Origin of the sequence: Desulfovibrio legallii, from assembly GCF_900102485.1 — a bacterium.
Lineage (GTDB): Bacteria > Desulfobacterota > Desulfovibrionia > Desulfovibrionales > Desulfovibrionaceae > Desulfovibrio > Desulfovibrio legallii_A.
In genome coordinates, this window is record NZ_FNBX01000010.1 from 83,896 (window position 1) to 108,198 (window position 24,303).

At 63.6% G+C, this 24,303-nt stretch carries 24 protein-coding genes, 1 tRNA gene and 1 pseudogene; 14 read left to right on the forward strand and 12 right to left on the reverse strand.

What is annotated here, in order from left to right:
* Positions 1-10: 10 nt before the first annotated feature.
* Positions 11-1,312, reverse strand: a complete 1,302-nt coding sequence (gene trmD / locus BLS55_RS07465; protein ID WP_092153921.1) for a tRNA (guanosine(37)-N1)-methyltransferase TrmD — start codon at positions 1,310-1,312, stop codon at positions 11-13.
* 228 nt (positions 1,313-1,540) lie between these two features.
* On the opposite strand from trmD, the gene BLS55_RS07470 reads away from it, so the two are divergent.
* Both BLS55_RS07470 and BLS55_RS07475 read left to right on the forward strand, forming a co-directional pair.
* Positions 1,541-2,302 (forward strand): hypothetical protein, encoded by a 762-nt coding sequence (locus BLS55_RS07470; RefSeq protein WP_143339532.1) that lies wholly within the window; start codon positions 1,541-1,543, stop codon positions 2,300-2,302.
* A gap of 202 nt (positions 2,303-2,504) precedes the next feature.
* Entirely contained in the window at positions 2,505-2,924 is a 420-nt protein-coding gene (locus BLS55_RS07475) for a YbjQ family protein (protein ID WP_092153925.1), read from the forward strand.
* Here the strand turns inward: BLS55_RS07475 and BLS55_RS07480 are convergent.
* The 5 genes from BLS55_RS07480 to pyrR form a co-directional block, all read right to left on the reverse strand.
* The gene (locus BLS55_RS07480; RefSeq protein WP_092153927.1) at positions 2,908-3,777 is read right to left on the reverse strand and encodes a carbohydrate kinase family protein; all 870 of its coding nucleotides are present in this window, start codon (positions 3,775-3,777) and stop codon (positions 2,908-2,910) included. The two genes, BLS55_RS07475 and BLS55_RS07480, sit on opposite strands and share 17 nt — an antisense overlap.
* Positions 3,778-3,910: 133 nt before the next feature.
* A complete protein-coding gene (locus BLS55_RS07485; RefSeq protein ID WP_092153928.1) occupies positions 3,911-4,645 on the reverse strand; it encodes a putative Se/S carrier protein in 735 nt (244 codons plus the stop codon).
* A 77-nt stretch (positions 4,646-4,722) separates the two neighbouring features.
* Positions 4,723-4,950, reverse strand: coding sequence for a sulfurtransferase TusA family protein (locus tag BLS55_RS07490; RefSeq protein ID WP_092153930.1), 228 nt, complete (start codon positions 4,948-4,950; stop codon positions 4,723-4,725).
* Positions 4,950-6,044 (reverse strand): YedE family putative selenium transporter, encoded by a 1,095-nt coding sequence (gene yedE, locus BLS55_RS07495; protein ID WP_092153932.1) that lies wholly within the window; start codon positions 6,042-6,044, stop codon positions 4,950-4,952. The genes BLS55_RS07490 and yedE overlap by 1 nt, the downstream gene beginning before the upstream one ends.
* A gap of 266 nt (positions 6,045-6,310) precedes the next feature.
* The gene (gene pyrR, locus BLS55_RS07500; protein ID WP_092153934.1) at positions 6,311-6,850 is read right to left on the reverse strand and encodes a bifunctional pyr operon transcriptional regulator/uracil phosphoribosyltransferase PyrR; all 540 of its coding nucleotides are present in this window, start codon (positions 6,848-6,850) and stop codon (positions 6,311-6,313) included.
* A 181-nt stretch (positions 6,851-7,031) separates the two neighbouring features.
* Here pyrR and BLS55_RS07505 point away from each other — a divergent pair, with 181 nt between their 5' ends.
* The 11 genes from BLS55_RS07505 (at position 7,032) to BLS55_RS07555 (ending at position 19,409) form a co-directional block, all read left to right on the forward strand.
* On the forward strand, positions 7,032-7,349 hold the full coding sequence (locus BLS55_RS07505) for an IscA/HesB family protein (RefSeq protein ID WP_092153936.1): 318 nt from the start codon (positions 7,032-7,034) through the stop codon (positions 7,347-7,349).
* A 107-nt stretch (positions 7,350-7,456) separates the two neighbouring features.
* Entirely contained in the window at positions 7,457-7,774 is a 318-nt protein-coding gene (locus BLS55_RS07510; RefSeq protein WP_092153938.1) for an IscA/HesB family protein, read from the forward strand.
* A gap of 77 nt (positions 7,775-7,851) precedes the next feature.
* Positions 7,852-11,295 (forward strand): transcription-repair coupling factor, encoded by a 3,444-nt coding sequence (mfd, locus tag BLS55_RS07515; protein WP_092153940.1) that lies wholly within the window; start codon positions 7,852-7,854, stop codon positions 11,293-11,295.
* Between the two features lie 24 nt (positions 11,296-11,319).
* Complete coding sequence (locus tag BLS55_RS07520) at positions 11,320-12,318, forward strand: peptidylprolyl isomerase (RefSeq protein WP_092153942.1); 999 nt, start codon at positions 11,320-11,322, stop codon at positions 12,316-12,318.
* Positions 12,319-12,412: 94 nt separating this feature from the next.
* Entirely contained in the window at positions 12,413-13,348 is a 936-nt protein-coding gene (locus BLS55_RS07525; RefSeq protein ID WP_092153943.1) for a SurA N-terminal domain-containing protein, read from the forward strand.
* 90 nt (positions 13,349-13,438) lie between these two features.
* Positions 13,439-14,437 carry a helix-turn-helix domain-containing protein gene (locus BLS55_RS07530; protein ID WP_092153945.1) on the forward strand — a complete coding sequence of 333 codons (999 nt, stop codon included), beginning with the start codon at positions 13,439-13,441 and terminating at the stop codon, positions 14,435-14,437.
* Positions 14,434-15,186 carry a DNA repair protein RecO gene (gene recO, locus BLS55_RS07535; protein ID WP_092153947.1) on the forward strand — a complete coding sequence of 251 codons (753 nt, stop codon included), beginning with the start codon at positions 14,434-14,436 and terminating at the stop codon, positions 15,184-15,186. Before BLS55_RS07530 ends, recO begins: the two co-directional genes overlap by 4 nt.
* 60 nt (positions 15,187-15,246) lie before the next feature.
* Positions 15,247-16,125: a glycine--tRNA ligase subunit alpha gene (gene glyQ / locus BLS55_RS07540; protein ID WP_092153949.1), complete on the forward strand. Its 879-nt coding sequence runs from the start codon at positions 15,247-15,249 to the stop codon at positions 16,123-16,125.
* A 3-nt stretch (positions 16,126-16,128) separates the two neighbouring features.
* Positions 16,129-18,228: a glycine--tRNA ligase subunit beta gene (gene glyS, locus BLS55_RS07545; RefSeq protein ID WP_092153951.1), complete on the forward strand. Its 2,100-nt coding sequence runs from the start codon at positions 16,129-16,131 to the stop codon at positions 18,226-18,228.
* 164 nt (positions 18,229-18,392) lie between these two features.
* Positions 18,393-18,665, forward strand: a complete 273-nt coding sequence (gene rpsT / locus BLS55_RS07550) for a 30S ribosomal protein S20 (RefSeq protein ID WP_092153953.1) — start codon at positions 18,393-18,395, stop codon at positions 18,663-18,665.
* A gap of 667 nt (positions 18,666-19,332) precedes the next feature.
* A tRNA-Arg gene (locus tag BLS55_RS07555) sits at positions 19,333-19,409 on the forward strand.
* Between the two features lie 246 nt (positions 19,410-19,655).
* Here the strand turns inward: BLS55_RS07555 and BLS55_RS07560 are convergent.
* Together BLS55_RS07560 and BLS55_RS07565 are read right to left on the reverse strand one after the other, a co-directional pair.
* Entirely contained in the window at positions 19,656-20,321 is a 666-nt protein-coding gene (locus BLS55_RS07560; protein ID WP_092153954.1) for an XRE family transcriptional regulator, read from the reverse strand.
* 287 nt (positions 20,322-20,608) lie between these two features.
* Positions 20,609-21,283, reverse strand: coding sequence for a recombinase family protein (locus tag BLS55_RS07565; RefSeq protein ID WP_092153956.1), 675 nt, complete (start codon positions 21,281-21,283; stop codon positions 20,609-20,611).
* A gap of 112 nt (positions 21,284-21,395) precedes the next feature.
* Here BLS55_RS07565 and BLS55_RS07570 point away from each other — a divergent pair, with 112 nt between their 5' ends.
* A complete protein-coding gene (locus tag BLS55_RS07570) occupies positions 21,396-21,599 on the forward strand; it encodes a helix-turn-helix domain-containing protein (protein WP_092153958.1) in 204 nt (67 codons plus the stop codon).
* A 155-nt stretch (positions 21,600-21,754) separates the two neighbouring features.
* On the opposite strand, the gene BLS55_RS07575 is transcribed toward BLS55_RS07570, so the two are convergent.
* From BLS55_RS07575 to BLS55_RS07590, 4 genes and pseudogenes are all read right to left on the reverse strand, one after another.
* The gene (locus BLS55_RS07575) at positions 21,755-21,949 is read right to left on the reverse strand and encodes a hypothetical protein (RefSeq protein WP_092153960.1); all 195 of its coding nucleotides are present in this window, start codon (positions 21,947-21,949) and stop codon (positions 21,755-21,757) included.
* A 117-nt stretch (positions 21,950-22,066) separates the two neighbouring features.
* Positions 22,067-23,155, reverse strand: a complete 1,089-nt coding sequence (locus BLS55_RS07580) for a phage minor head protein (protein ID WP_092153962.1) — start codon at positions 23,153-23,155, stop codon at positions 22,067-22,069.
* Positions 23,156-23,340: 185 nt separating this feature from the next.
* Positions 23,341-23,931 (reverse strand): annotated as a pseudogene (locus BLS55_RS07585) (major capsid protein); the annotation flags it as partial.
* A gap of 53 nt (positions 23,932-23,984) precedes the next feature.
* A partial coding sequence (locus tag BLS55_RS07590) for an integrase core domain-containing protein (RefSeq protein ID WP_143339534.1) occupies positions 23,985-24,303 on the reverse strand: 319 nt, incomplete at its 5' end.

Consider the following 24,303-nt stretch of genomic DNA (forward strand, 5'->3'; position numbering starts at 1 on the left):
CCGCGTTGCTTCAGTAATAGTCGCCCAAAATCCTGTCGGTCAAAATGGCTGCCGCGCTGCGCACCGAAAGGTGGTTATAGCCCAGGTAGCGCAGGGGGCGCAGCACGCCTTCACATTGGGCCAGCGCCTCAGGCGCGAGGCCCTTGGCCGTGCCCAGGCAGAGCATGACCGGCCCTGCCGCGCACCATTGCCGCACCGTTTGCGGCGTCAGGGGCGGCTCCCCCGGCCGGCTCTTCCTGTGGGCGGGCCATACGGCAGAGCTGCCTACCAGCCTGGGGCGTTGCCCGCTCCGAGCCGTTTGCCGGGCCACCGCTTCTTCCAGGGATGCGGCGGGGCACACCAGCCGCAGGGCTTCGGCCCTGTCCGCGTGGCCTGGGCCCGCCTCCCGCGTCCAATGCTGCAGGACTGTCTCCAGCATCTGCAATTGGTCGCGCAGCGGGGTGACCACATGGAAGGCGTCCAACGCATAGCTGCGGGAAATTCGGGCTATATCGTGAATGTCCAGATTTGTCAAAGAGGAAACGCCGGTTTTTTTTGCATCCAGCCAGACCGGGGCGTGCAGCAGGCAGAGCGAAAGGTTGCGGCCGGGCCGAAGGCGGGGTGTTTCGGCCAGGGTCTGGGCGTCCTCGCGGGTCAGGGGGGCTGTTTCCAGCAGGTCCGGGCGCACGGCCAGGGTGGCGCGCACGGCCTCGCGCCGCCGCCAGGCGGCAATGCGCGCGTGGTCGCCGCTCAGCAGCACGGGCGGCACGGGCCTGCCCTCCAGAACTTCGGGGCGGGTGTAGTGGGGGTATTCCAGCAGCCCGTGCGAAAAACTTTCTTCTTCGCCGGAGGCCTCCTTGCCCATAAAGCCGGGCACCAGGCGGGCTACGGCCTCCACCACGGCCAGGGCGGCCGTTTCGCCGCCGTTGAGCACGGCCTCGCCCACGCTGATGGCTTCCAGCGGAAAAATTTCGTTCAGGCGGGCGTCAATGCCCTCATACCGGCCGCAGATCAGGGTCAAGTGCTCTTCCCCGGCCAGCTGGCGGGCCAGGGCCTGGGTAAAAGGGCGTCCGCCAGGGGTGAGGAGCAGCATGCGGCCGGGCTTGGGGATGGCCCGCAGGGCGCGGGCCAACGGCTCGGCTTGCATGACCATGCCGGGGCCGCCGCCGTAGGGGCGGTCGTCCACATGGCGGTGCTTGTCCGTGCTGCAGGCGCGGGGATCGTGAAACCGGAAGTCCACGACGCCCGCTTCGCGCGCCCGGCCCAGTAGGCCGGCGGCAAGGGGGGAGGTGAAAAACTCCGGAAAAAGCGAGACCAGGTGGAAGCACGGCATGGGCGGAGAGTGCCGCAAAAGTCTGCGGCGTGCAAGCCCGGACAACGACACAGCAACATGCTCAGTCGGCAGGGATGAATCATTATATTTAGTAAAAATTTACTATTACTCATAAATATCATTGTCTGTATATGTTTGACAAGAAACCTTTTTATGGTATAATTTAAAATTGAAAATATATATATTTATCAGAATATACTTATAAAAAATTTTTGGAGACTGTTATTCATGAAATATACGCCGATAAGTTGGATAAATGACATCATTTATGTTTCTTTTAAAAGGCTTTCATTATTTGATTACTCTAAAAATTTATACTCATTTTTATGTATGCATATGGATGTGTCCTGTATTGGAATCTATTCATATATGGAAAATTCCATAACGCAGCTGTTCAAATATGAACCTTTTGCAAAAACAGAACAACAACATAAAGTGATTCATATTGACACGGCGCTGTTGCGGGATGTTTATGCCAGCCTTTCCGCAACAGACCGTTTGCACAAGGTTTTTATCTGTGAAAGCCGGGAAGACGGACCTGAAGCAAAAGTGATGACGCTCCTGCGCGGGAGGGCGGGAAGCTGTCTGCATATGCCGCTGGACTACGGCGACGTTTTGGGTGGTTTCCGCTTCATTAACCTTTATGCGGATCATGCCGGGGCGTATACGCAGCAGCAGTGCCTGTTATGCGAGAATCTGCAGCGCCCCTTGCGGGATGCCCTGACGGAGGCGCTGCAGCGCCGGGACTGCACGGCAGCGGCAGCGGCAGCGGCGCGGCTTCCGGCGTGCCCCACGCTGCAGGAAAGCGCCGCGCCCTACGGCGCGGCCTTCAAAACCCTTGATGCATGGACGGCTGACTATATCCGCCTGGTCATTCGCTACACCAACGGGCGCATCAGCGGCAAAAACGGCGCGGCCGTGCTGTTGGGCCTGCCGCCTACGACACTCTGGTCCAAAATGCGCAAACTCAAGATCAATCCGCGGCAATAAGGGGCGGGCGGTCATAGCGTCGGCCTGGCGGGCTGCGGCGCGCCCCATGGCCGCAAGAGCTGGGCTGCACGCGCCCCGGTGGGAGTCATGTTCTTGACGCGCTTCTTGCATCCATATTTAATTGTTAGATAAAGTACACTTGGCAGACCTCTTGCTATGAGAAGGCCGGGCGGTACGCCCGTGCGCTATCTGGAGGTATGCCATGTTTTTTTTGCTGGGGGGCCAGGATAAAAAGGCCCGCAAAGCGGAGAAGAAGAGCCGGTTGTCCGGCGCGGACAGCCATGTGCGCGAGGTTTTTCTGGCCGGGCGTTTTCCGGTGGTGACCACCCATCAGGTGGAAGGCCGCCGCATCGCCAAAGTGCTGGGCCTGGTCTGCTGCCGGGGGTTTGACTCGGAGGAGACCTTTTTCGGCATGGCCGCCAGGGCCATGAACAAAGGCGCGCAGGCCATCGTGGGCTATAACGAAAACGTGGCCTTTCACCCGGACGGCAGCAAGTATTTTTCCTGCTTCGGTACGGCGGTCATGTTTGAGTACGACCCCGAAGACCCCGACGCCTTGCCCTTGCTGCTGCAGCAGAAGTTCCGGGCGCAGGAGCAGACCGGCGTCAATGAAGTGATCTGAGCAGGGCTTCCGGCAGGCGGGCGAGCAGCTCGCCGATCGGCGTGCCGGGATTCGGGGCGCAGATCCCGGCCAGCCGACGCGCCGTTTGTGCGGCCGCCAGACATGCCCTGCAGACGGGAAGCCCGCCGCACAGAAAGGCCGTGACCAGGCCTGTCACCAGGTCGCCCGTGCCGCCGATGCATTCCATGGCCGCCACGGAAGGCGCGTCCACGGTGGCCGTCAGTGCGCCGTCGCAGATAATATGGTCCGCCCGGCCCTTGACAAGCAGGTTGGGCGGGCAGTTGCCATGGGCCTGTGCGCGGCGGATCAGGCCGGGCAGATCTTTTTCCTCCGCCAGCAGAAAGCCGCGCGTATAAAAAGGGTGGGGCGCGGTTTCGTCCGCCAGAAAGGCCAGCTCGCCCAGATCCGGGGTGAACAGGTCATAGGCGTCGGCGTAGCCGCTCATTTTGGCCACATACATATAGCCCGCGTCGGCCGCCAGCAGAGGGCGGACGGGCAGGGCCTCCACCGCCAAAAGCAGGCGGTTATGCCAATCCACGTCCGGGAAGAGGTAGTGGAAGGTCAGACCGCGCGGAGCCAGAGCGGGCAACCGACGCTCAAGGTGGGCATAGACGGCGCGGCTGCCTGCGCCGGAGCCCGTGTCCCCGGCCAGGAGCAGACGCGGCGGCGGAAAGCCCAGGGCGGCGCAGGCCAGCAGGGCGGCGGCCGCCAGGGCGGGCGTGCCGCGCTGCACCGGCGTGCGGAAGCCGTCGGGCAGGACAAGAACGCCATCTTCCACCACGGCCGGCGCGTCCAGGCCCGCAGTCAGGAGGGGGGCCGCGTCGTCCGGCAGGGTTCCCACAATGCACCACATATTTTCCTCCCTGGAGCAGATTACCTTTGAGAACAGGCATTCTCAAAGGTTACGACACGCTCGTTCCGGCGCTTACCGGCGCAAATAACTTGCGCTTACGCCTCCACGGCAGTGCAGCGTTGCAATGCCGTATTCAGGCATCGGGGTTGTCGTCCGCATCCCGGCGGCCCGCATCTTGGCCCGTCGGGCCGTCCTTTCCGCTGTTCCGCCCGCCGCAGTGCCCGGTCGCGTCCTTTGCCGCGCTTTGCCCGGCCATGACCGTTTTAAGGTGGTCAAAGGCCTTTTGCAGGCTGTAACAGCAAAGGGTCTGGCCCAGGCTCAGGGGGGCCGGGGCTGCGTCCAGGGTGCAGCCGCAGAGGCGGCTGGCCAGCCAGGGCACGTCCGGGCAGCCGCCGCCGGAAATGTTGACGATGCGGTTGTCCGCCGTGTCCAGGGTTATCTTCATGTTGGCCGCGCGGACCATGAGCCAGCGCCCGTCCACGCGACGGATCTGGAACAGGGATACGGGCTCCAGCAGCACATCGTGGGCGGTGACCGTCCGCAACGGGGCAAGGTCCGCTTCCTGCAGCAAGGTCAGCACGCGGGCCTGGAGCAGCAAGGGAAAAACCACCACCATGTCGCAGCCCGTGCGCAGTTCCGGGGGCGGCCCCTTGACCTCTACCTCCAGCCCGGCGGCCCGCAACAGACGTTCGGCCCGGATGACTTCGCCGGTGTGTTCAAACGTCAGCAGGCCACGGTCATTGCGGCTTTTGCGGCCGGCTTCCGCGGGCAGGCCGGGGGCCTGGGGCGGCGCTTTTGGCCGCAGAAGGGCGCGCAGCGCGCCGTGCAGGCGGGCCAGTGCGCCGCGGCTGGGCGGAAAAACGGGCATTGGGGCCTCCTTGGGGCCCCACCCGCGGCGCTGGCAGGATCGCGACGCGGGTGGGGATGGGAGATGGCGCGGAACGGTCAGGCTTTGCGGATTTCCAGGCGGGTCACGCCCAGGCCCTGGTCCGCGGCTTCCACCGCTTCCACCGTCAAGCCATGGTTGCGGGCGGCGCGGCTGACGTTTTCACGGCTGGCGTCGTTGTCCACCAGCACGCTGAAGGGCCCCTCGCCGCGTTGTTTGACGGCGGTGAGGAACATGAGCACAGGTTGGGGGCAGGAAAGCCCGCGGGTGTCGATGAGCTGCGACATTATGCGCCTCGCTTGCAGTTGGCGAATCCGATGCAGAGGCAGATGCCCAGACCGGCCAGAGTGGCGGCCATGCCGTGGGGGCCGATGCCCGCAGGGCTGGAGGCCAGGCCAAAGTTGTGGGCCACGGCCGTGCCTATGAGCAGCCCCAGGGCGAAGACGGCGGCATCGTTGTCGCCTTCTCCGGCCATGAAGAGCTGACGCCCGGGGCAGCCGCCCGCCAAGGCGAAGGCCAGCCCGGCGGTGGTCATGCCCAGGAAGTTCCAGAGATCGTCGGGCTGGGCCACTGGCTGGTTTTCAAAGCCCCAGTGAAAGGAGCCGAAGCCCAGGTTCAGGACCAGGGCGGCGGCCAGCATGGCCAGAAAGCCCAGGGCCAGGTGCCATTGGTTGAAAAGCAGCACGTCGCGCAGCGCGCCCATGGTGCAGAAGCGGCTGCGCTGGGCCGCAAAGCCCACGGCCAGACCGGCGCAGAGGGAGTAAATGAAGGGCGCGTGCTGAGAACCGGGGCCTTTGAGAGAATAGAACAGCACGCCGCTCTGGGCCTGCCCCGCTGTTTGCGGGTCGGCCAGGGCCAGGGCCGTGAGCCCCAGCATGAGGGCAGGCAGGATCAGGCCGGAAATGGCGTTCTGACTTTGGCTGCGGCCCAGGGAAAAACCCTTGCGGAAAAAGAGCGTGCCCGCGCCGACCCCGGCAATGAGCCCGGCCAGGCCGAACAAGGCGTGCGCGTCGCCGCCGGCCAGGCGCAGAATGACCCGCCAGGGGCAGCCCAGAAAGACCAGCGCGCCTATGCCGGCCACGGCCCCCAGTAAAAACCGGGTAATGGGGGCGGAGCCGCCGCGCGGTTTGTACTCGCCAAAAAGCAGGGCCGCGCCGAAAGCGCCCAGAACCATGCCCAGGATTTCCGGCCGCAGGTACTGGACCACAGCGGCCCGGTGCAGGCCCACGGCCCCGGCAATGTCCCGGTTGAAGCAGACCACGCAGATACCCATGTTGCCGGGGTTGCCGGCCTGCTGCAAGAGCACGGCCAGCACGCCGAACAACAGCCCCGTAGCCACTATGCCCGTGGTGGTGGCAAAAAAGTTGGAACCCGTTCTCATTCTCGTCTCCTTGGGTTGTGGTTGCGCCAAGGCTGTGCGCGTCAAGCCGGGAGGCTTGAGCGGACAGAGCGGCGTTGTCGGCCTCGGATTGGGCCGCAAACGCGGACGGAGAAGAGAATGACAGGCAGCTAGAACAGACAGGCAGCCCCGAAACCGCATCGCCGTCCGCATACGCTCCACGACGTGAAGCGTTGGTTGCTGCGTCAGGTTTTGCGTTTGGGCATGAGCGGTTCCTTACCGGGGAGAAGATTGTTGCGCGGCTGCGCTCAGACGGCGGGGGCCGCCAGGCGCACGGCGTCCTGGCCGTCGCGCTCCGTAAGCAGCACGTCCACATGTTCCTGGCGGCTGGTGTTGACCGTGCGGCCCACATAGTCCGCCTGGATGGGCAGTTCCCGGTGGCCGCGGTCCACCAGCACCAGCAGCTCCACGGCGCTGGGGCGGCCGTAGTCCAGCAGTGCCTCCAGGGCGGCGCGGATGGTGCGCCCGGTAAACAGCACGTCGTCCACCAGGATGACCACGCGCCCGTCCACCCCTTGCGGAATGCAGGATTGCCCGATGTGGGGCTTGCCTTCAAGGCTTGTCCAGTCGTCGCGGTAGAGATTGATGTCCAGAGAGCCCAGGGGCACGGCGCGGCCCAGGCGGTCGCCCAGCAGGGCGGCCAGGCGGCGGGCCAGATCCGCGCCGCGGCGCTCAATGCCCACCAGCATGACCTGGTCGCATTGGGCGTGGCGTTCCAGCACCTGCGAGGCCAGGCGGTCCAGAATGCGGGCTATTTCCTGAGAATCCAGCAGGGGGATGACGGGCATGCTTCCTCCGAATACGCTTCCTACACTACGCCGTTTTTGCCGCAAAGGAAAGCCCCCGTCGCCCTGCAAGGGCCTGGAGCGCCGCCCCTGCGGCCGTGCCACGGCCGCGCCGCGCGTCTTCCGGATTGACAAGCGCTGCCCATGACCTTAGTTACAAAGACACCAGAAACATGGAGGACGTATGATTGAACTGAGTGAAAGCGCCCGCAAGGAGCTTGACGCCTTCTTCGCGGACAAAAAAAAGGATCCCATCCGGGTCTATATGACCGCCGGCTGAGGCGGGCCGCGCTTGGCACTGGCTCTGGACGAGCCAAACGATCAGGATCAGACCGAAGAACAGGCCGGCTACACCTTTTGTGTCAATAAACCCCTGTTGGACCAGATTCAGGGCGTGAAAATCGACCTGACCTACATGGGCTTTGCAGTGGACCCCGTGGTGCCCTTTGCCTCCGACGGCGCAAGCAGCTGCGGCAGCTGCGGCGGCGGTTGCGGCAGCTAGGGCGCAAGGCGCGAAAACTTCCGCGCGGGCGGGCTTTTCCACTGGCAGGGTGACGCCGGGGCCGTTTTTCGGTGGCGTATGCCTCCATACAACCCTTGGGAGGAACCATGCTCAGCTTGAGTGAAAGCGCCCGCAAAGAGTTGGAAGCCTTTTTTGCGGACAAGGAAAAAAGCCCCATTCGCATCTATCTCGCCCCCGGCGGGTGCGGCGGACCGCACCTGGGCCTGGCTCTGGACGCCGTGGCCGACGATGATCAGAGCGAAGAGCAGGGCGGCTTTACCTTCTGCATCCACAAAGACCTGCTGGCTCAGGTGGAGGGCGTTGCCATTGACCTGACCTATGCGGGCTTCAGCGTGGAGCCCCAAAAGCCATTGCCCAATGCGGGCGGCGGGTGCAGCGGCTGCTCCGGCGGCTGCGGCGCATAGTCGCCGGCCCGACAGAACCTTACTACGCGCGGGGGCGGCCTCAGGGCCGCCTTTGCGTGTCCTTCCCCCAGGCAGCGATGGAGAATCTCAGCGCACTGCTTTCGTCCGACAACCGGCAGATATATCTTGAACGCAGCGGCCTGGCCACCCGCTGCCGTCTGGCCTGCGCCGCCGCGGCTTCCGGGCGCAGCGCGGTGCTTGTGGCCCGCGACAGAGAAGAATACGCCGCCGCGCGCGGGCTGCTTACCCTGTTCAGCCCGGAGCTTTCCCTGGCCGATCCCCCGCTGGAGCGCCCCGTGTGGGAAAGCCCCTGTCTGGGCCTGCCCGCGCCCCATCAGGGGCAGGACAACACCGCCTGGGCCGCGCGCCTGCCTGTTTTTTACGCCCTGACCCAAAAACGCCCGCGCTGCCTGGTCTGCGGGGTGGAAAGCCTGCTTTTGCGGTACATGAGCGTGGGTTTTTTTGCCGCCCGCAGTCTGGATCTGCAGCGGGGGGGCGAGCTTGCGCCCGATCTGGTGCTGGATCAGGCCGTGGACTGGGGCTATGCGCGCGCCTCCATGGTCACCCGGCCCGGCGACGTGGCCCGGCGCGGCGATATTCTGGACATCTTTCCCGTAGGTTACGCCCGCCCCGTACGGCTGGAGTTTTTTGGCGACACGCTGGAGGACATGCGTCTTTTTGACGCCGAAAGCCAGCGCTCCCTGCGGGATCTGGACGCCATCACGCTGCTGCCCGCCAGCCCTCTGGCCCTGGACGCGGCGGGCCTGGCCGCCGCGCGCGAGCGTTGCGACCGCCTCTTTGCCGAGGGCCGCATCGGCGAAAACGAGTGCTATTCCTTCAAAAAAGCTCTGGACGCCGGCGGGGCCGGGCTCTTGCCCGGCTGTCTGGACCCTTCCCCCAGCCTGCTGGAGGATTGGCTGCCCGGCGATTGCCTCTGGCTGCTGCCCGGCGAAGCCGACTGCGCGGATCTTTTGCGCGACGGCCGCGCCAACCTCAAAGAAAAGCTGGAGGCGGAAAACGCCCCTCTGCCGCAGCCCGCAAGCCTGGCCCTGCGCAAGCCTTCGCTGCCTGCGCCGTGGAACGGGCAGCAGCGCGTCTACGCCGAGCCCCTGGTTATGGGCGTGGAGGGGCGCGGTCTGGATTTTGCCGAGCGCGCGCTGCACGGCTTTACCGATCTTTTTCCGCTGCCCGGCGCGCAGGACAGGCCCTGGCAGCACCTGGCCGCGGGCCTCAAGGAATGGAGCGCCCGGCGGCGGCAGGTTGTGCTGAGCTTTGCCAGCGAGCGGGGCCGGAACAAGTTCCTCAAACTGGCCGCTCAGGAGGGCATTGTCCCCTCCCTGCGCTACGCCCCGGAGCAGCACGGGCTGTTCGCCTTGGTGGCCCCGTTCCGCGGCGGGGCGGAGCTGGCCTGGGACGACAGCCTGGCCCTGGGCGAGAGCATCCTTTATCCCAAGGCCGAAAAGGCCCCGCGGGCGGCCTCCCGCGCTTTCAAAGGGCTGGACAGCTTTGACGACCTGCGCCCCGGCGACCTTCTGGTGCACAAGGAATACGGCATCGGCCGCTTTGCCGGGCTGCACCACCTGGATCTTAACGCGGCGGCCAACGATTTTATTCTGGTGGAATACTCCGGGCGGGACAAACTCTATGTGCCCGTGGACCGCCTGGGCCTTTTGCAGCGCTTCAAGGGGGCCGAGGGCGTGGAGCCGCCCCTGGACCGTCTGGGCGGATCGGGCTGGGCCGCCGGGCGCGAAAAGGCCCGCAAGGCCATTGAAAAGATCGCCGCCGACCTGGTGGAAATGTACGCCTACCGCAAGGTGACCAAGGGCTTTCGCTATGATCCGCCAGGCGACCTCTACCACGAATTTGAGGCCACCTTCGGCTTTGAGGAAACGCCGGACCAGGCCCGCGCCATTCAGGAAGTGCTGGAGGATATGGACCAGCCCCGGCCCATGGATCGTCTGGTCTGCGGCGACGTGGGCTTCGGCAAGACGGAGGTGGCCCTGCGCGCCGCCTTCCGCGCCGCGGCTGAGGGGCGGCAAGTGGCCCTGCTCTGTCCCACCACAGTGCTGGCCGAGCAGCACTACCAGACCTTCCGGGCGCGGCTGGCGGGCTTTCCCGTCAATGTGGGCCTGCTCAGCCGCTTTGTGCCGCGCCCCCGGCAGAAAGAGGTGCTGCGCGCCGCCGCCGCCGGGCAGATCGACATCCTTATCGGCACCCACCGCATCCTTTCCAGCGACGTGCAGCTGCCCAACCTGACCCTGCTCATTCTGGATGAGGAGCAGCGCTTCGGCGTGCGCCACAAAGAAAAGCTCAAGGCCCTCAAAAAAAACGTGGACGTGCTCACCCTTACGGCCACGCCCATTCCGCGCACCTTGCAGCTTTCCATGTCCGGCATCCGGGAGCTTTCCATTATTGAGACGGCCCCCCAGGACCGCAAGCCCGTGGCCTCGGCCGTACTGCGGCGCGACGACGCCACCTTGCGCACGGTGCTGGAGCGCGAGCTTGCGCGCGAGGGGCAGGTCTTCTGGGTCTACAACCGGGTGCAGGGGCTGGAGCGCGTGGCCCAGTATGTGCGCGGGCTGGCCCCCGCCGCCCGTGTGGGCATGGCCCACGGCCAGATGTCCGAAACCGAGCTGGAAACCACCATGCACCAGTTCTGGCACGGGGAGCTGGACGTGCTGGTCTGCACCTCCATCGTGGAGTCCGGGCTGGATTTTCCCCGCGCCAACACCCTGGTGGTGGACCAGGCCCAGATGTTCGGCCTGGGGCAGCTCTATCAGCTGCGCGGCCGCGTGGGCCGCAGCGACAGGCAGGCCTACGCCTACTTTGTGGTGCCCGACGCCGAGCGCCTGACCCCTGTGGCTGAAGAGCGCCTGCGCATTATCCTGGATATGGACTACCTGGGCGCGGGCTTCCAGGTGGCCATGGAAGACTTGCGCCTGCGCGGGGCGGGCAATATTCTGGGCGAGGTGCAGTCCGGCCACATGTGCCGGGTGGGCCTGGATCTGTATCTGGAGATGCTGGAGGAAGCCGTGGCGCGCCTCAAGGGCACGCCGGAGGCCCTGGTGGGCGAAACCGAGCTCACCCTGGGGCTGCCCGCGCACATCCCCGCCACCTATATTGAGGACGGGCGCGAACGCCTGCGCTGCTACAAAACCCTGACCTCGGCCGTGGGCGGCGCAGCCAGAGAAGAAGCCGCCCTGGCCCTCCGCGACCGCTTCGGCCCCTTCCCGCCGGAGCTGCGCAATTTTCTGGCCGTGCTGGATTTTAAGCAGTTTCTGACCGAATTGCAGGTGCAGAAAGCCGACGTGTATGCGGACCATGTGCGCCTGATCTGGCCCGAAGGGCAGACCGCCGCCCGGCCGGAGCGCCTGGTGGATCTGGCGGCCCGCACGCCCGGGGCGCGTCTGTTGCCCCCGGCGGGCCTGTATCTGCCTTTGCCCCATGGCGCGGACGCGCCGCAGGGGCTGGAGAGCCTGCGCGCGGCCCTGGCCTTTGTCCGCGCCGATCCGGCGGCCTGACCGCCGCCTGCTGGGGGAGCAACCATGCGCGTACATCCCGCCGCCCCGCGCCGCAACATTCTGCCGGTCCTGGCGGCCTTTTGCTGCCTGTGCCTGGCGCTCGCGGGCTGCCTTGAGGCCCGCCTGCCCGAAGGGGTGGTGGCCACGGTCAACGGCGAGGCCATTTCCCTGCGCGGCCTGCAGGCGTTGCTGGACAGCCGCTCTGCCGCCCTGGGGGCCTTGCAGCGTCCCTCCCTGGAAAGCATGCGGCAGCGCTACGGCGAAGGCCTGGGCACGCTTATCGTCTGCGCCCTGGTGCGGCAGGATCTGCAACGCCGCCAGCTGGCCGTGAGCCCCGAGGCGCTGGAGGCGGCCATCGAAGCCGTGCGCCAGGATTACGGCGGCAAGGAAGCCCTGGACCGCTACCTGGCCGACGAGGCCCTGGACGCGGAAGAGTGGCGCGCCCTCATGCGCGACCACCTTTCCCTGGTCCAGTTTGAGAAGCTGGTGCTGGAGCCGGGCATCCGGGTGGGGCTGGACGAAGTGCGCGCTTTTTATCAGGACCACGCGAAGGATTTTGATCTGCCCCCCCTGTTGACCGTCTGTTTTGTGAGCGGCGCGGAGCGGCAGGCGGTGGAGGCTTTTTGCGGCGCATTCCCGCGTTTGCCCGCCGCGGGCGCGGAGGGCGCGCTGCGCCAGTGCCTGGAAGCCCGGGCCGAAGATTTGCCGCAGCCCTGGCGTAAGGCCGTGGCCGGCCTCAAACCTGGGCAGTGCGCCCCGCCCAGGGCGGAGGACGGCGGCTGGCGCACCGTGGCGCTGCGCGCCCGTAAACCCGCAGCGCGCCTGGGCCTGGCCGAAGCCTATGCCCTGGTGGAACAGGAGCTGCGGGAGCAGAAGCTGGACGCCGCTTTTTTACGCTGGCTGGAGGGGGCGCTGGCCCAGGCCCGCATCCGGGTATCCCCGGATCTCAAGGCGGATCTGCTGACGCCGCCTTCGGGCCGGAAGAACGGGGCGGAGGATAACGGCCCGGAGCAGGAGCCTTAGCGGCGGCGTTGCATACGGCGGCAATTTGGGCTAAAAACGGCAAGATTTGGCTGTTCCGGAATACTCCGGCGCAGCTGCAAAGGGAGAGCGCATCGTGAAAAAAACACTTGTTCTGCTGCTGGTCGCCTGGCTTGCGGTTGCGGGCGCGGCCCGGGCCGCCCAGCTCAACAAGGTGGCGGCCGTGGTCAACGGGCAGGTCATCACCATGTTTGACCTGCAGAAAAACGCCCTGCCGGATCTGGCCCGCGCCAGGCTTAATCCCAACGACCCCAAACAGGCCAAGGCCGTGGACGCTGTGCTGCGCAAGGTGCTGGACATGATGGTCATGGACATCCTCATCGCGCAGGAGGCCAAGCGCCTCAAGGTCAGCGTTGCGCCGTCCGAGGTAGACAACGAGCTTACCAAGATCATGCAGGCCAACCGCCTGACCAAGGAGCAGTTCGAGCAGCAGCTGGCCCGGCAGAAGAGCAGCGTGGCCGAGCTGCGCGGCACTATAGAAAGAGGCCTGCTGCGGCAGAAGATTATGGGCATGGAGGTGGGCCGCAAGGTGGTGGTCACCCCGGAGGAAATCAAGGCCTATTACGAGGCCCACAAAGACACCATGTACAACCGCACCGGCCTGCACATGGGCCTTTTGGTCTACGCGCCCAACGTCAACGCCGCCGCCATCGCCGCCCAGATCAGATCCGGCGCGCTCAGCTTTGAGGAAGCCGCCGGAAAGTATTCCATCGCCCCCAACAAAGACAAGGGCGGCGACATGGGCGTGGTGGAGTGGGAGCGCCTCAACCCCGAATGGGAGGCCCGTCTGACCAAAATGAAGCCCGGCGACGTGACCGAGCTCTTTGATCTTCAGGGCCGCAAAGCCCAGGTGCATCTGTTCCGTCCCGGCGGCGGCGGCGCGGAACTGCTCACCTTTGAGCAGGCCAAGCCGCAGATTGACGCCATTTTGCGGCAGCCCAAGGCCATGGAGCGCTTTGAGGAGTATTCCACCCAGCTGCGCAGCCGGGCCGTCATCGATATCCGGCTGTAACGGGCCGGCTTCCGGCGCGGGCGGAACGCGCCGGGACGTGCGTCTTTACCCGCGCCGGGGGCGGCGCGCATCCGCATACCGAGGCATGGCATGACCTTAGAGGAACTGGGCGCGGCCCTGCGCGCCGAACGCGAAAAGCGCGGTCTGAGCGTGGACGATGTGGCCGCGCGTCTCAAAATCGGCGTGCGCCAGCTGCGTGCTCTGGAGGAGGGCGATACCGCGGGTCTGCCCCATCCGGCTTACGCCAAGGGGTTTATCCGCTCTTACGCCGCCTATGTGGGCCTGGCGGCCGAGGAAGTGAACGCGGCCCTCACTGCCCTGAACAGCGCCCTGGACCCCACGCCGCCCCAGAGCGTCTATGAGCCGGAACGCCTGCTGACGCCGCACCGCAATCTCAAGCCTTTTCTGGCCCTTGCGGCCGCGCTGCTGCTGGCTGGGCTGGGCTGGCTGGCTTGGCGGCAGGGCGCGCTGGACTTTCTGACTTCCCAGACCCGTCGCCTGGCCCAGCCGACGCCGGAGGCCGAGGTCGTCCCCAGTCGGGAGCGCGCCGTGCCTTTGTCCGCCGCGCAGTCTCCGCAGGTGGCGGAAGCGCCTGTGCCTGCGCCCCAGGCGACGCCCGCACCCCAGCAGCGCGCGCCGGAAGGCGCGTCAACCGACGCAGAGCCCGGCACTGCCGGATCGCCTGCGGCGGCCGCAGCAACGGCCCGCGAGGCGGTTCCCGCGCTCGTGGGCACCCCCGGTTGGGGCGGCCAGCCGGCTGCGACGCCCGCCGCGTCAACCGGTCAGGGGCAGGCCGGCCAGGGGCAGAGCAGTCAAGCCCAGGCCGGCGAAGAGCAGGGCGGGCCGCACAAGGTCATCCTCACCGCTCTGGAAGAATGCTGGGTGCACTCCAATGCGGACAGTACCGACACCCGCCAGTTTTCTCTGCGCAAAGGGGACACCTTTGCCCTGACTTTCAGCAAAAGTCTGGAGCTCAAGCTGGGCAACGCCGGCGGCGTGCGCCTGCGCTACGACGGCCAGGATCTGCCCCCGGCAGGGCAGAGCGGCCAGGTGCGCACCCTCCGGTTTCCCCCGCCAGCGCAGCCATGACGGAATGGGCCGACAGCGCGCTGGTGCTGCGCATGGGGCACTTTCGCGAGGCCGACCTCTGGCTGAAGGTGCTCTGCCGCGGGCACGGGCTGCTGACCCTGTTCGCCTTCGGCGGCAGCCGCAGCCGCAGGCGTTTCTGCGGCTGTTTGGATGTGTTCAACAGCCTGCACTGTCGGGTCAGCGCCTCTCGGCGCGGCAATTTTCTTAATCTGGAAGAAGCTGTGCTGCTGGACGGGCCGCAGGCCCTGCGCGGGAACTGGCGGCGCATGGGGCTTGCGGCCAACTGCCTGCGTTTTATGGAGGCCATGGGCGTCACGGCTGAAAGCGCGGCCGAAGCCTATGCCCTGGCTGAGGATCTGCGCCGCACGCTGGAAACCGCTGTGGAGTTGCCGGGGCTGTTCCCCTTGTTTTTTCGTCTGCGGCTGGCCGGGGCTTTGGGGTTTGCCCCCAATCTGGAGCGCTGCGGCCAGTGCGGCGCGCCCCTGGACGCGGGCGGGCAGTTTGTGGTGGACGAAGGGCAGATGCGCTGTCCGGCCTGCCGCGCGGCGGCGGGGCCTGCGCGTTACGGCGTGGAGCTGCGGTCCGCCGGGCTTGACCTTTTGCGGCATGTGCAGCAAGAATTGCCCTCCGGCTGGCGCGCGGCAGCGCTGCCTGCGGAGGAACGCCGGGCCTGCGCCCGGGCGATCGACGGTTTTGTGCAGTACCACCTGGGGCTGGCCTGGGAAGAGGGCTTTTTTCGGCGCGTCTGAGGGCGCGGTCCCCCGTTCCTTTTTGGGGAAGCGGGGTTACGGCAGAACAAAGGACACGGCATGTACTTTCAGGACGTCATTCTGACCCTGCAATCCTACTGGGCCCGGCAGGGCTGTGTGGTGGAGCAGCCTTCGGGCGTGGAATGCGGCGCGGGCACCTTTAATCCCAACACCTTTTTGCGGGTCATCGGGCCGGAACCCTGGAGCGTGGCCTATGTGGAGCCTTCCCGCCGCCCCACGGACGGCCGCTACGGCGAGAATCCCAATCGTCTGCAGCGCTACTTCCAGTTTCAGGTGGTGCTCAAGCCCTCGCCGGACAACGTGCAGGATCTCTACCTGGAAAGCCTCCATGCGCTGGGCATCAATCCCGCGCAGCACGACATCCGCTTTGTGGAAGACGATTGGGAATCCCCCACCCTGGGGGCCTGGGGCCTGGGCTGGGAGGTCTGGCTCAACGGCATGGAGGTCAGCCAGTTCACCTATTTTCAGCAGGTGGGCGGCATTGACCTCAGCCCCGTGAGCGTAGAGCTGACCTACGGGCTGGAGCGTCTGGCCATGTACCTGCAGGGCGTGGAGTCTGTTTACGACCTGGCCTGGAACAAGAACGTGACCTACGGCCACATCTACCACCAGAACGAAGTGGAGCAATCCCGCCACAATTTTGAAGCCAGCGACGCCGCCATGCTGCTGCGCCACTTCAACGATTTTGAAGGCCAGTGCAAAGCCATGCTGGAGCTGGGCCTGCCCTGGCCCGCCTACGACTACTGCCTGAAGTGCTCGCACACGTTCAACCTGCTGGACGCGCGCGGGGCCATTTCCATTACCGAACGCACGGGCTACATCGGCCGGGTGCGCGCCCTGGCGGCGGGCGTGGCCCGCGCTTACGCGGCGCAGCGCGAGGAACTGGGCTATCCCATGCTCAAAAAGGACGCGAGGTAAGCCGTGGCCACCTTTGTGCTTGAAATCGGCAGCGAAGAACTGCCTTCCCGTTTTCTGGCTCCGGAAGAGGCGGAACTGACCGCCCGTTTTACCGCCGCCCTGGCCGAGGCCGGCCTGGAGCACGGCGCGCTTACGGTCATGAGCACCCCGCGCCGGGCCGTGGTGCTGGTGGAAGATCTTTCTCCGGTGCAGGCCCGGCGCGAGGAAGTGATTACCGGCCCGCCCGCCCGCGTGGCGCGCGATAAGGACGGCAAACCCACCAAGGCCCTGGAGGGCTTTGCCCGCACCAACAACTGCGCCGTGGAGGACGTTTTTACCCTCCAGACGGAGAAGGGCGAGTATGTGGCCGTGCGCAGGCAAAGCGGCGGCGCGTCTGCCGGGGAACTGCTGGCCGCCCTCTGTCCGGCCGTCATCACGGGCCTGCCCTTTGCCAAGCGCATGCGCTGGGCGACCTACAGCCTGGCCTATGCCCGGCCCCTGCGCTGGATCGTCGCCCTGCTGGACGACCAGGTGGTGCCCTTTACCCTGGGGCCGCTGGCCTCAGGCAGGGAAACCCGCGGCCACCGCATCCACGGCCCCGGTCCCTTTGCTGTGGCCCACGCCAAAGACTTCTTGTCCGTGCTTACGGGCCCGTGCGGCATTACGCCCGATCCGGCGGAGCGCCGCCGCATCATTGCGGCGGGCGGCGAGGCCCAGGCCGCGGCAGTGCAGGGCAAGGTGCTCTGGAAGGATAGCCTGCTGGACGAGGTGCAGGGCCTTACGGAGCATCCCGTGCCCCTGCTGGCGGATTTTGATCCCGCCTACCTGGAGGTGCCGCGCGAGGTGCTGCTCACCAGCATGGAAAGCCACCAGAAGAGCTTCGGCATTGAGGGGGCGGACGGGAAGCTGCTGCCGCACTTCCTCACGGTGCTCAACCTCACGCCCCAGGATATGAGCCTGGTCAAGCACGGCTGGGAACGCGTGCTGCGCGCCCGCCTGGAGGACGCCCGCTTTTTCTGGCGCGCGGATCTGCGCGAGAATTTTGACCACTGGCTGCAGAAGCTGGATGCGGTCATTTTTATCGGCGGGCTGGGCAGCATGGGCGACAAAACCCGGCGTCTGGAGGAGCTCTGCCGCTGGCTGGCCGGGGCCTGCGCGCCGGAGCTGAGCGCGGAGGAAGCGGCCCGGGCCGGGCGGCTTTCCAAGGCTGATCTCGTCAGCGCCATGGTGGGCGAATTTGACACCCTGCAAGGCGTCATGGGCGGCATCTACGCCGCGCGCAAGGGCGAAAGCGCCACGGTGGCCGCCGCCTTGGGCGAGCAGTACCTGCCCGCCGGGCCCGATTCTCCCTTGCCGGCCAGTCTGGGGGGCGCGCTGCTCTCCGTGGCGGACAAGGCGGATACCCTGGCCGGCTGCTTCGGGTTGGGCATGGCCCCCACCGGCACGGCGGATCCCAACGGCCTGCGGCGCTGCGCCTTGGGCATTATCCGCATTATGCTGGAATTCGGGCTGCGCCTGGACGCGCGTCAGCTGTTTGCCAAAGCCCAGCAGCTCTACGGCGACCGGCAGTGGAAGCTCCCGCCCCACGAGGCCCTGGACAAGCTCATGGACTTTTTCACCGCCCGACTGCGCAACCATTTTATGAGCCAGGGGGTGGACACGCCCCTGGTGGACGCGGCCCTGGGCGCGGGCGCGGCGGACGTGCGCGACTGCGGGGCGCGGCTTGCGGCCCTGACTGCTTTCAGTAAGGAGGAAGGCTACGCCGCAGCGGTGCAGACCTTCAAGCGGGTGGCCAATATCCTGCGCAAACAGGCGCAGGATGGTCATTTGGGCGGGGACGTGCCGGACCACTGGGATCCCGCCCTGCTGCGCGAAGAGCCGGAAAAAGCTCTGGCCGCGACGCTGGAGGCCCTGTTGCCCCGACTGGATGCCCTGTGGACCGCAGGGGAGCACAAAGCCCTGCTGGACAGCCTGCGCGAGGTGCGCCCGGCCGTAGACGCCTTTTTTGACGGCGTTATGGTCATGGCCGAGGACGCGGATCTGCGCCGCAACCGGCTGGCCATGCTGCGGGCGCTGGGCTCGCGCTTTGCCCGGCTGGCGGATTTTGCCGCCCTGCAGCAGTAGCCCTGCGTCAGAGCGGCCTGTACTGTGCCGGGAAGACTGCCGCCCGCACGGTTTCTTGACATGCCCGTTGCGTTGTGCTAACAGCACCAATTCGCCCATTGAGCGATACGACCAACAAGCGATCACGGCTTGCACGGCAAGCCTAACAGAGCGGAGGATATACCGTGGCCAACCATAAGTCTGCCCTTAAGCGTCACAAGCAGAACCTGCAACGCGCGTCCCGCAACCGCGCCGCCCGCACCCGCGTGAAGAACGCCGTCAAAGAGGTGCGCGCCGCCCTCCAGAGCAACGACAAGGCTCAGGCCGGCGAAGCCCTGGTGGCCGCCACTTCCGTGCTGTCCAAGGCTGCCGGCAAGGGGGCCCTGCACTGGAAGAAGGCCGCCCGCAAGATTTCGCGTCTGGCCCGCGCCGTCAACGGCTTGGACGCTGCCGAATAGGCAGGCCGGTTGCGCCCGTGCGGCACGCGCGTGCGGGCGCCCCGTGGGTTGTTGGGCCCGGCGTTCTGCGGCTGTACGGGCAACGGCAGGATGGTTTTTGATGACCTCCGGCCCGCATGGCGCCCGGTTCTTTCTGATGCCGTTGCCGCTGTGCGGCGTCCGCTACTAGAGCAGATTAACTTTGAGCATCTGTATTCTCAAAGTTAACGGCACGCTCGTTTCGGCGTTTAACCGCGCAAATAAATTGCGTTTACGCCTCCACAGCGGGCTTCTGCTCACGCAGCCGCCAGGGCATTTCAAAGTTGAAATACCCTAATCGTTGCGGCAATCAGCCCCTAAAGCCGGCCCGCAGGCCGACGGGCTGGCGGCAGGCGGGAATCTTTGCGGCGTGCGGGCAAAACCGGCGCCTAGCGTAAAGACAGCGGTGCGGTTGCCTTGTGCCGGCAGCCCCTAAAGCGGCAGGACGCAGCATGCGGTACTGCGTGGGCGGGGTTGCATTTGCGTCTGGCACCTTACGGCGCCGGTGCGTCCGCCGTGGCTTGACGCGCGAAACGGGTTCCAGAACGCCAGCGTTCTTGCAGCCTGATAACGCTTCAAGATTTTAGAAAAATTTTTGGGAAAAAACTTGACGCCGCCAACGGCTTAGGATACTTTCCCTCTCGTTGACGCGCTCGTAGCTCAGCTGGATAGAGCAACAGGCTACGAACCTGTAGGTCGGGAGTTCGAATCTCTCCGGGCGCACCAGTAAAATCAAGGGCTTACGGTTTACAATACCGTGAGCCTTTTTTTTGTTCCAGCCATGAATCCAACCTCAACACTAGGGGAGCGACAAGATTGGCACTGACATTATGAGGGCGATCGCGCCCGCGCGCCCGCGCTGGGCGTTGGTTTTGGGGCCGCGACCAGGCCAAAACAAAAACGCGCAAATTATCAGCCTCTCGGCCGATGTTTGCGCGTTTTTTGCGCCACAGTTGGCACTAATCTGGCTCGCTATTTATACTCGCGGCCGCACCAGATCACTTGCCCAATGACGCGGAAGGCGTCGCCGTTCTGCCCGCGGATATCAAGCTCTACTGGCTGATAGGCGGGGTTGACGCTCTTTAGTACAAGTTTCCCAGGTAGTTTATCTATTCTTTTCAGATAAATTGCATCTTCAAAGCCAACGGCAAAAATTCTTCCTGCTCTAATATCCTTCTTGCTTTGGTCAAGAAGAACAACATCATCATTCATAATCTCAGGCTCCATGCTGTCCCCCTCCACGCGCATCATCACCATGTTTGCCGGGTTGCCCTTGCGGTGCAGAAAGTCAGAGCGGAAGGCATAGCTCCGCTCAATATCCCCGTCCACTTGCAGACTGCCAGTACCAGCAGATAAGCGCGCTTCAACCATTGGAACCATAATTAAATCAACATCGCAGACACTTTTAGCAAGGCTTTGGGGATCCGCGCCATCGGTCATAGAGCCGACACCAAAAAGGAGCCAGTCAGCCCTGATCCCTAAAAGGGAGCAAATTTTTTTAAGTGTCTCGAATTTGGGTTCATTCCTGTCCCTTTCATAGTTTCCAAGTGTCACCTGAGGGATACCAAGGCGCTTGGAAAACTCCGCCTGAGAGAGGTTACCCCGCACCATCTTTAATCGCTGGCCAAAACTATCCATAGGTAAAAGTTCCTGCCCGAAACTATTACCTTGTGCCTTTCTGTTTTGATTTTATAACCCATTAAGAAATATTAATATTTCAAAATAGAGGTAAAAGTTAACTTTTACCTTCTTTTTGGGTTGACAAATCTTTCAAAACGAAAGAAGAGTATAGCACGGGCGGTTAAGTTACGCACGCAAAACGAAACTAACAGCCCGCCGCCGGTAGGGTCAACGTCCAGGCAGAACCAAATCAACGACACATCACATTTTTTTTTAGCCAACCAACCTAGGCCGCTTTTTCATTATTAGGCGGCCACCTTCATGGCCTTAAAAACGCGCACGCGGTCCCAGGTTCCGCCGTTTTTGGTGACTATGCCCTTTTTGTTGAGGGCGTCAGCCACCTGCTGGTAACTCTTCCCGGCGTCCTTTAAGCGACGCATGAAGGCCATTGCGGCCTGTTCCGTCTGGCTAGGAACCAGTTTGTTGCCGCGCCTCTGGTAGCCGAACGGGGCAAAGCGGCTAATCACCTCACCCTTTTCCTTTTTGCGGGCCAGGGCGGTTCTGGTGCGCTCACCAATGACGCCGCGCTCCATTTCGCCGATTGCGGCCAGCAAGGTGAAAAAGAAGCGGCCCATTGCGCTTTGTGTGTCCAGCGATTCTTGGATGCTGTGCAGCGCCACGCCTTTCTTGTCAAAACCCTGCGTAGTCTGGAGGGCGTCCACAGTATTGCGGAACATGCGGTCCAGCTTGAGGATGACGACGGCCTCAACCTCCCCCCTGTGGACTATCTCCAAAAGGCGCTGCATCCCAGGGCGCTTCAGACTTTTGGCCGAAATTCCAGCATCCTCTATGACTTCCACAAGGGTGAGATCCTTCAACGTGGCGTAGGCTTCAATCTTCGCCCGCTGCGCCTCAAGGCTGATGCCCTTTTCGGCCTGGCCCTCTGTTGATACCCTGATATACCCCACTGCTTTTTTCATAGCTGGACTTCCTTTGTCCTTTCGTTTGGTTCGTTAGGCCTGTTCTAATATACCATGCCATTGACGTCAATAAAAATTCTGGTATGTTGGAACAAAAAACGGTGGGACAATTATGATAGCTAGCAATTTAAAGATATTGATGAAAGAAAAAAAAGTCACAGTGCGAGCACTTCAAGAACAAACAGGTCGTGCGCTAGAAACACTTCAACGCGCCCGTGGCCCGCTGATCCGTGAATGCCGCCTATCTACCCTTGAGGCCATCGCCGGGGCGCTGGGGGTGAAAGTGAAGGATTTATTTGAGGAGGTGGAGGAATAAAAAGGCATATACAGAAAAAAGCCCCGGCGGGAAATATCCTACCGGGGCATATTCTATCTCTGGCCGATTTATTTAGTGCGGCTTGTGGTTGCGGGTCAGGTAAACGCCGTAGGCGAACACGCCAGCGCAAACGATAGTTGCTAGAATCCACGTTGTCATTGCTGGCCTCCTTTCTTGGTAAGGTAAAGGCTGGCGGCAAAACAGGCCAGACCTAAAAACACGCCGTACCCAACTCCCTGGAATAGCCCAACGGCCATAGACGCAACGCTCATTTTTTCCAGCCAATCGGCAAGGCGCTTAACCATATTTACCTCACCCACAATGTAAACAGTACCTCGCACCATGTCCATGAAAATCTAGCCATTTTGCGGCCTTTTTTGCAGGCAGCCCTTGAATGCCTCGCGAATTGAGCTTTCTTCCACTGTGGGCAATCCTCATGCGAAATTTCGGTATATGGCTAGGTTGGGCTACTTTTGGAGCTCGGAAAGGCGCTTGATACGGCCGTCCACCACCATCTTCCTGAGGTCTATTTCCCCGGCCTGAAAAAGCTCAAAGCGGGTCTTGCCCAGGATGGACCGCACAAAGGCCGGGTCTTCTTTCAACTGCCGCTTGAGCCATTGGCTATAGTTTTCGGTAGTGTGCTCCACGGCGCTCACTTTAAACTTGGTGGACGTGCTTCCGTCACGATGGTGGACTGTGCGTTCCTCGTGTTTCACGGCAGGGCGCTCAACTGGGGCGGCGGCATCGGCCTCGTTCACCACGGGCACATATAAGCAGCGGCAGGAAAAATGCCGCGGGAGGTTGGGGCGTGGTTTGTCCACAGGGAAGAAGCGATTGTCGTCAGCGCCGCAAACGGGGCAGGTGCGTCCGTCTAGCGTCGCAACGTACTGCCAGCCCTTGAGCATGTCGCCCACCAAGCGTTCGGCCGCCGTGTCGCGGGCGTAGTTTGAAGCGCTCATCAAAAAGGTGCGGGCCAAATTGTTGAGGCCGGCGATGCTGCCTTCAACGCCCTGTGCACGGAGCAGTGTAGCGGTTTTTCTCGTGCCGTAGCCCATAATGAGGGCTTCGCGCCCAGCTGCCACGATGCGGTCTGCCGTTCCCCGGCCCAGGGTCTTGAGCCACTCGCTCAGCAGAAGTCCGTCCACAGTGTGAGAGGCTGCCCAGGCCGTCACCATGCCAACAGTGACGTTTGTTGCCCCGCCGCCGATACCGAAAAGAGTCTTCAGGCTCGTTTCCTGGGCGCTGGCGGCATAAGCCATAGTATCGGCCGCGGCGTCCTCCACCTGGGAACCCATGCCCGCGTAAACCTCGTCGATAAGTTCATCAACGGCCTCGCGCTGGGCCTCCAGGTAGGCGCGCCGCCGGGTAAGGGGCTGGGCATCCCAAGAGTCGCTCGTGAGGCGCTTTTCCTGCAACTCCGCTAACTTGGCCAACAGCTTGAAGCGCACATTTTCAAGGGTCCGTACCAACTCGTCAGATAAGGCGTTGGCGCGGGCCTCAACGCGGTGGGCCTGCTTCAAAATGTCGTCATAAAGCTGCTCTTGAGGTTTGGGCACTCGCTCTTCTTCTCCTGTGGATGCAGAACGGGGGAAGCACAGCCTCCCCCGTGTTTTCGGACTCTGGGCGGTCCGGGCCTGCCTTTTCGCCCAAGGAAAGGCGCGTCTACGCTTATTTAGGAGCGGAATGACTTTCGTACAGGCAGTGCCAATAGGCGCTTTTGTCTGACCGACACGGCTCCAATTTATTCGGCACTCAGGCGCGCGGCGGCTTTCGGGTGGAACACGGCGACGCCGCAAATCCACTCAATCAAAGTTTCATACTGGGTGCGGTTCAGCCCCAGGTCGATAACTTCCATGCCGCCAGCTTGCAGGCCGGAAACGTATTCTTGCACGCCGAAGCGCAGGGCGTAAATCTCGCCGTCAGAAAGGATGGCGTTGCCGTCCTTGTCCTCCTCCACCACGCCAATGGGAATGCCCGCATAGGCGTTGACTTGACGCCCAAAGGCATCATTGACCACCTCCGTGGCCTGCCCGGCGGCGCGCATAAGGGCATTAATCTGGCGGCGCGTGGTCTTGTTCATAAACAGGGCCGTTGGCGCGCCCACCACAGCGTCGATAAGCTCATCCACCTTGTCCAGAGTCAAGGCATCGGAATAGGTCAGAGCTTGGTCGCCGGTGACGCGCTTTTCCAGGCCGTCAAATTCTGTGGCGCTGGTGGTGTTGTCGCCCTTGAAAAAAGTCTTGGTGAAGGTCAGAGAGGCCGCCTTAGCCTTCATCTGGTCGTGGATGGCGCGAATGTTATTGACGCTACCCTGGGTCTTGACCAGGGCGCGGTCTACGCTGGAAAGGTAATCTTCCCATTTTTAGGAGCGATTACAAGTAGAGCCTAAGACACCTGTGCGAGCTTCATGGCGGGAGTTATGCCGCCAATGCCCATGTTGGGGCGCTCGTTATTATAACTCCAGAGCCATTTGGTGGCAAAATCCTGTATTTCTTCAAGACTTTCAAAGAGATAGTGGTTGAGCCAGTCATAACGCACTGTTCGGTTATACCGCTCGACATACCCATTTTGTTGCGGATTCCCCGGCTGGATATACCGCAGGCGGATTCCTCTCTGCCCGGCCCAGGTTTGCAGCTTGGCGCTGACATATTCCGGGCCATTGTCACAACGGATCTCTTTGGGGCAGCCACGCCATTCAATAATC

Excerpts from the sequence above, each read along its gene's own strand:
- BLS55_RS07565 (WP_092153956.1), bottom strand. The coding sequence starts at position 21,283 with ATGAAAAAAGCAGTGGGGTATATCAGGGTATCAACAGAGGGCCAGGCC.
- mfd (WP_092153940.1), top strand. The coding sequence starts at position 7,852 with ATGGAGAATCTCAGCGCACTGCTTTCGTCCGACAACCGGCAGATATAT.
- BLS55_RS07530 (WP_092153945.1), top strand. The coding sequence starts at position 13,439 with ATGACCTTAGAGGAACTGGGCGCGGCCCTGCGCGCCGAACGCGAAAAG.
- BLS55_RS07480 (WP_092153927.1), bottom strand. The coding sequence starts at position 3,777 with ATGTGGTGCATTGTGGGAACCCTGCCGGACGACGCGGCCCCCCTCCTG.
- BLS55_RS07575 (WP_092153960.1), bottom strand. The coding sequence starts at position 21,949 with ATGGACATGGTGCGAGGTACTGTTTACATTGTGGGTGAGGTAAATATG.
- BLS55_RS07520 (WP_092153942.1), top strand. The coding sequence starts at position 11,320 with ATGCGCGTACATCCCGCCGCCCCGCGCCGCAACATTCTGCCGGTCCTG.
- BLS55_RS07560 (WP_092153954.1), bottom strand. The coding sequence starts at position 20,321 with ATGGATAGTTTTGGCCAGCGATTAAAGATGGTGCGGGGTAACCTCTCT.
- yedE (WP_092153932.1), bottom strand. The coding sequence starts at position 6,044 with ATGAGAACGGGTTCCAACTTTTTTGCCACCACCACGGGCATAGTGGCT.
- pyrR (WP_092153934.1), bottom strand. The coding sequence starts at position 6,850 with ATGCCCGTCATCCCCCTGCTGGATTCTCAGGAAATAGCCCGCATTCTG.
- BLS55_RS07470 (WP_143339532.1), top strand. The coding sequence starts at position 1,541 with ATGAAATATACGCCGATAAGTTGGATAAATGACATCATTTATGTTTCT.
- BLS55_RS07475 (WP_092153925.1), top strand. The coding sequence starts at position 2,505 with ATGTTTTTTTTGCTGGGGGGCCAGGATAAAAAGGCCCGCAAAGCGGAG.
- BLS55_RS07485 (WP_092153928.1), bottom strand. The coding sequence starts at position 4,645 with ATGCCCGTTTTTCCGCCCAGCCGCGGCGCACTGGCCCGCCTGCACGGC.
- BLS55_RS07570 (WP_092153958.1), top strand. The coding sequence starts at position 21,396 with ATGATAGCTAGCAATTTAAAGATATTGATGAAAGAAAAAAAAGTCACA.
- trmD (WP_092153921.1), bottom strand. The coding sequence starts at position 1,312 with ATGCCGTGCTTCCACCTGGTCTCGCTTTTTCCGGAGTTTTTCACCTCC.
- BLS55_RS07490 (WP_092153930.1), bottom strand. The coding sequence starts at position 4,950 with ATGTCGCAGCTCATCGACACCCGCGGGCTTTCCTGCCCCCAACCTGTG.
- BLS55_RS07510 (WP_092153938.1), top strand. The coding sequence starts at position 7,457 with ATGCTCAGCTTGAGTGAAAGCGCCCGCAAAGAGTTGGAAGCCTTTTTT.
- recO (WP_092153947.1), top strand. The coding sequence starts at position 14,434 with ATGACGGAATGGGCCGACAGCGCGCTGGTGCTGCGCATGGGGCACTTT.
- glyQ (WP_092153949.1), top strand. The coding sequence starts at position 15,247 with ATGTACTTTCAGGACGTCATTCTGACCCTGCAATCCTACTGGGCCCGG.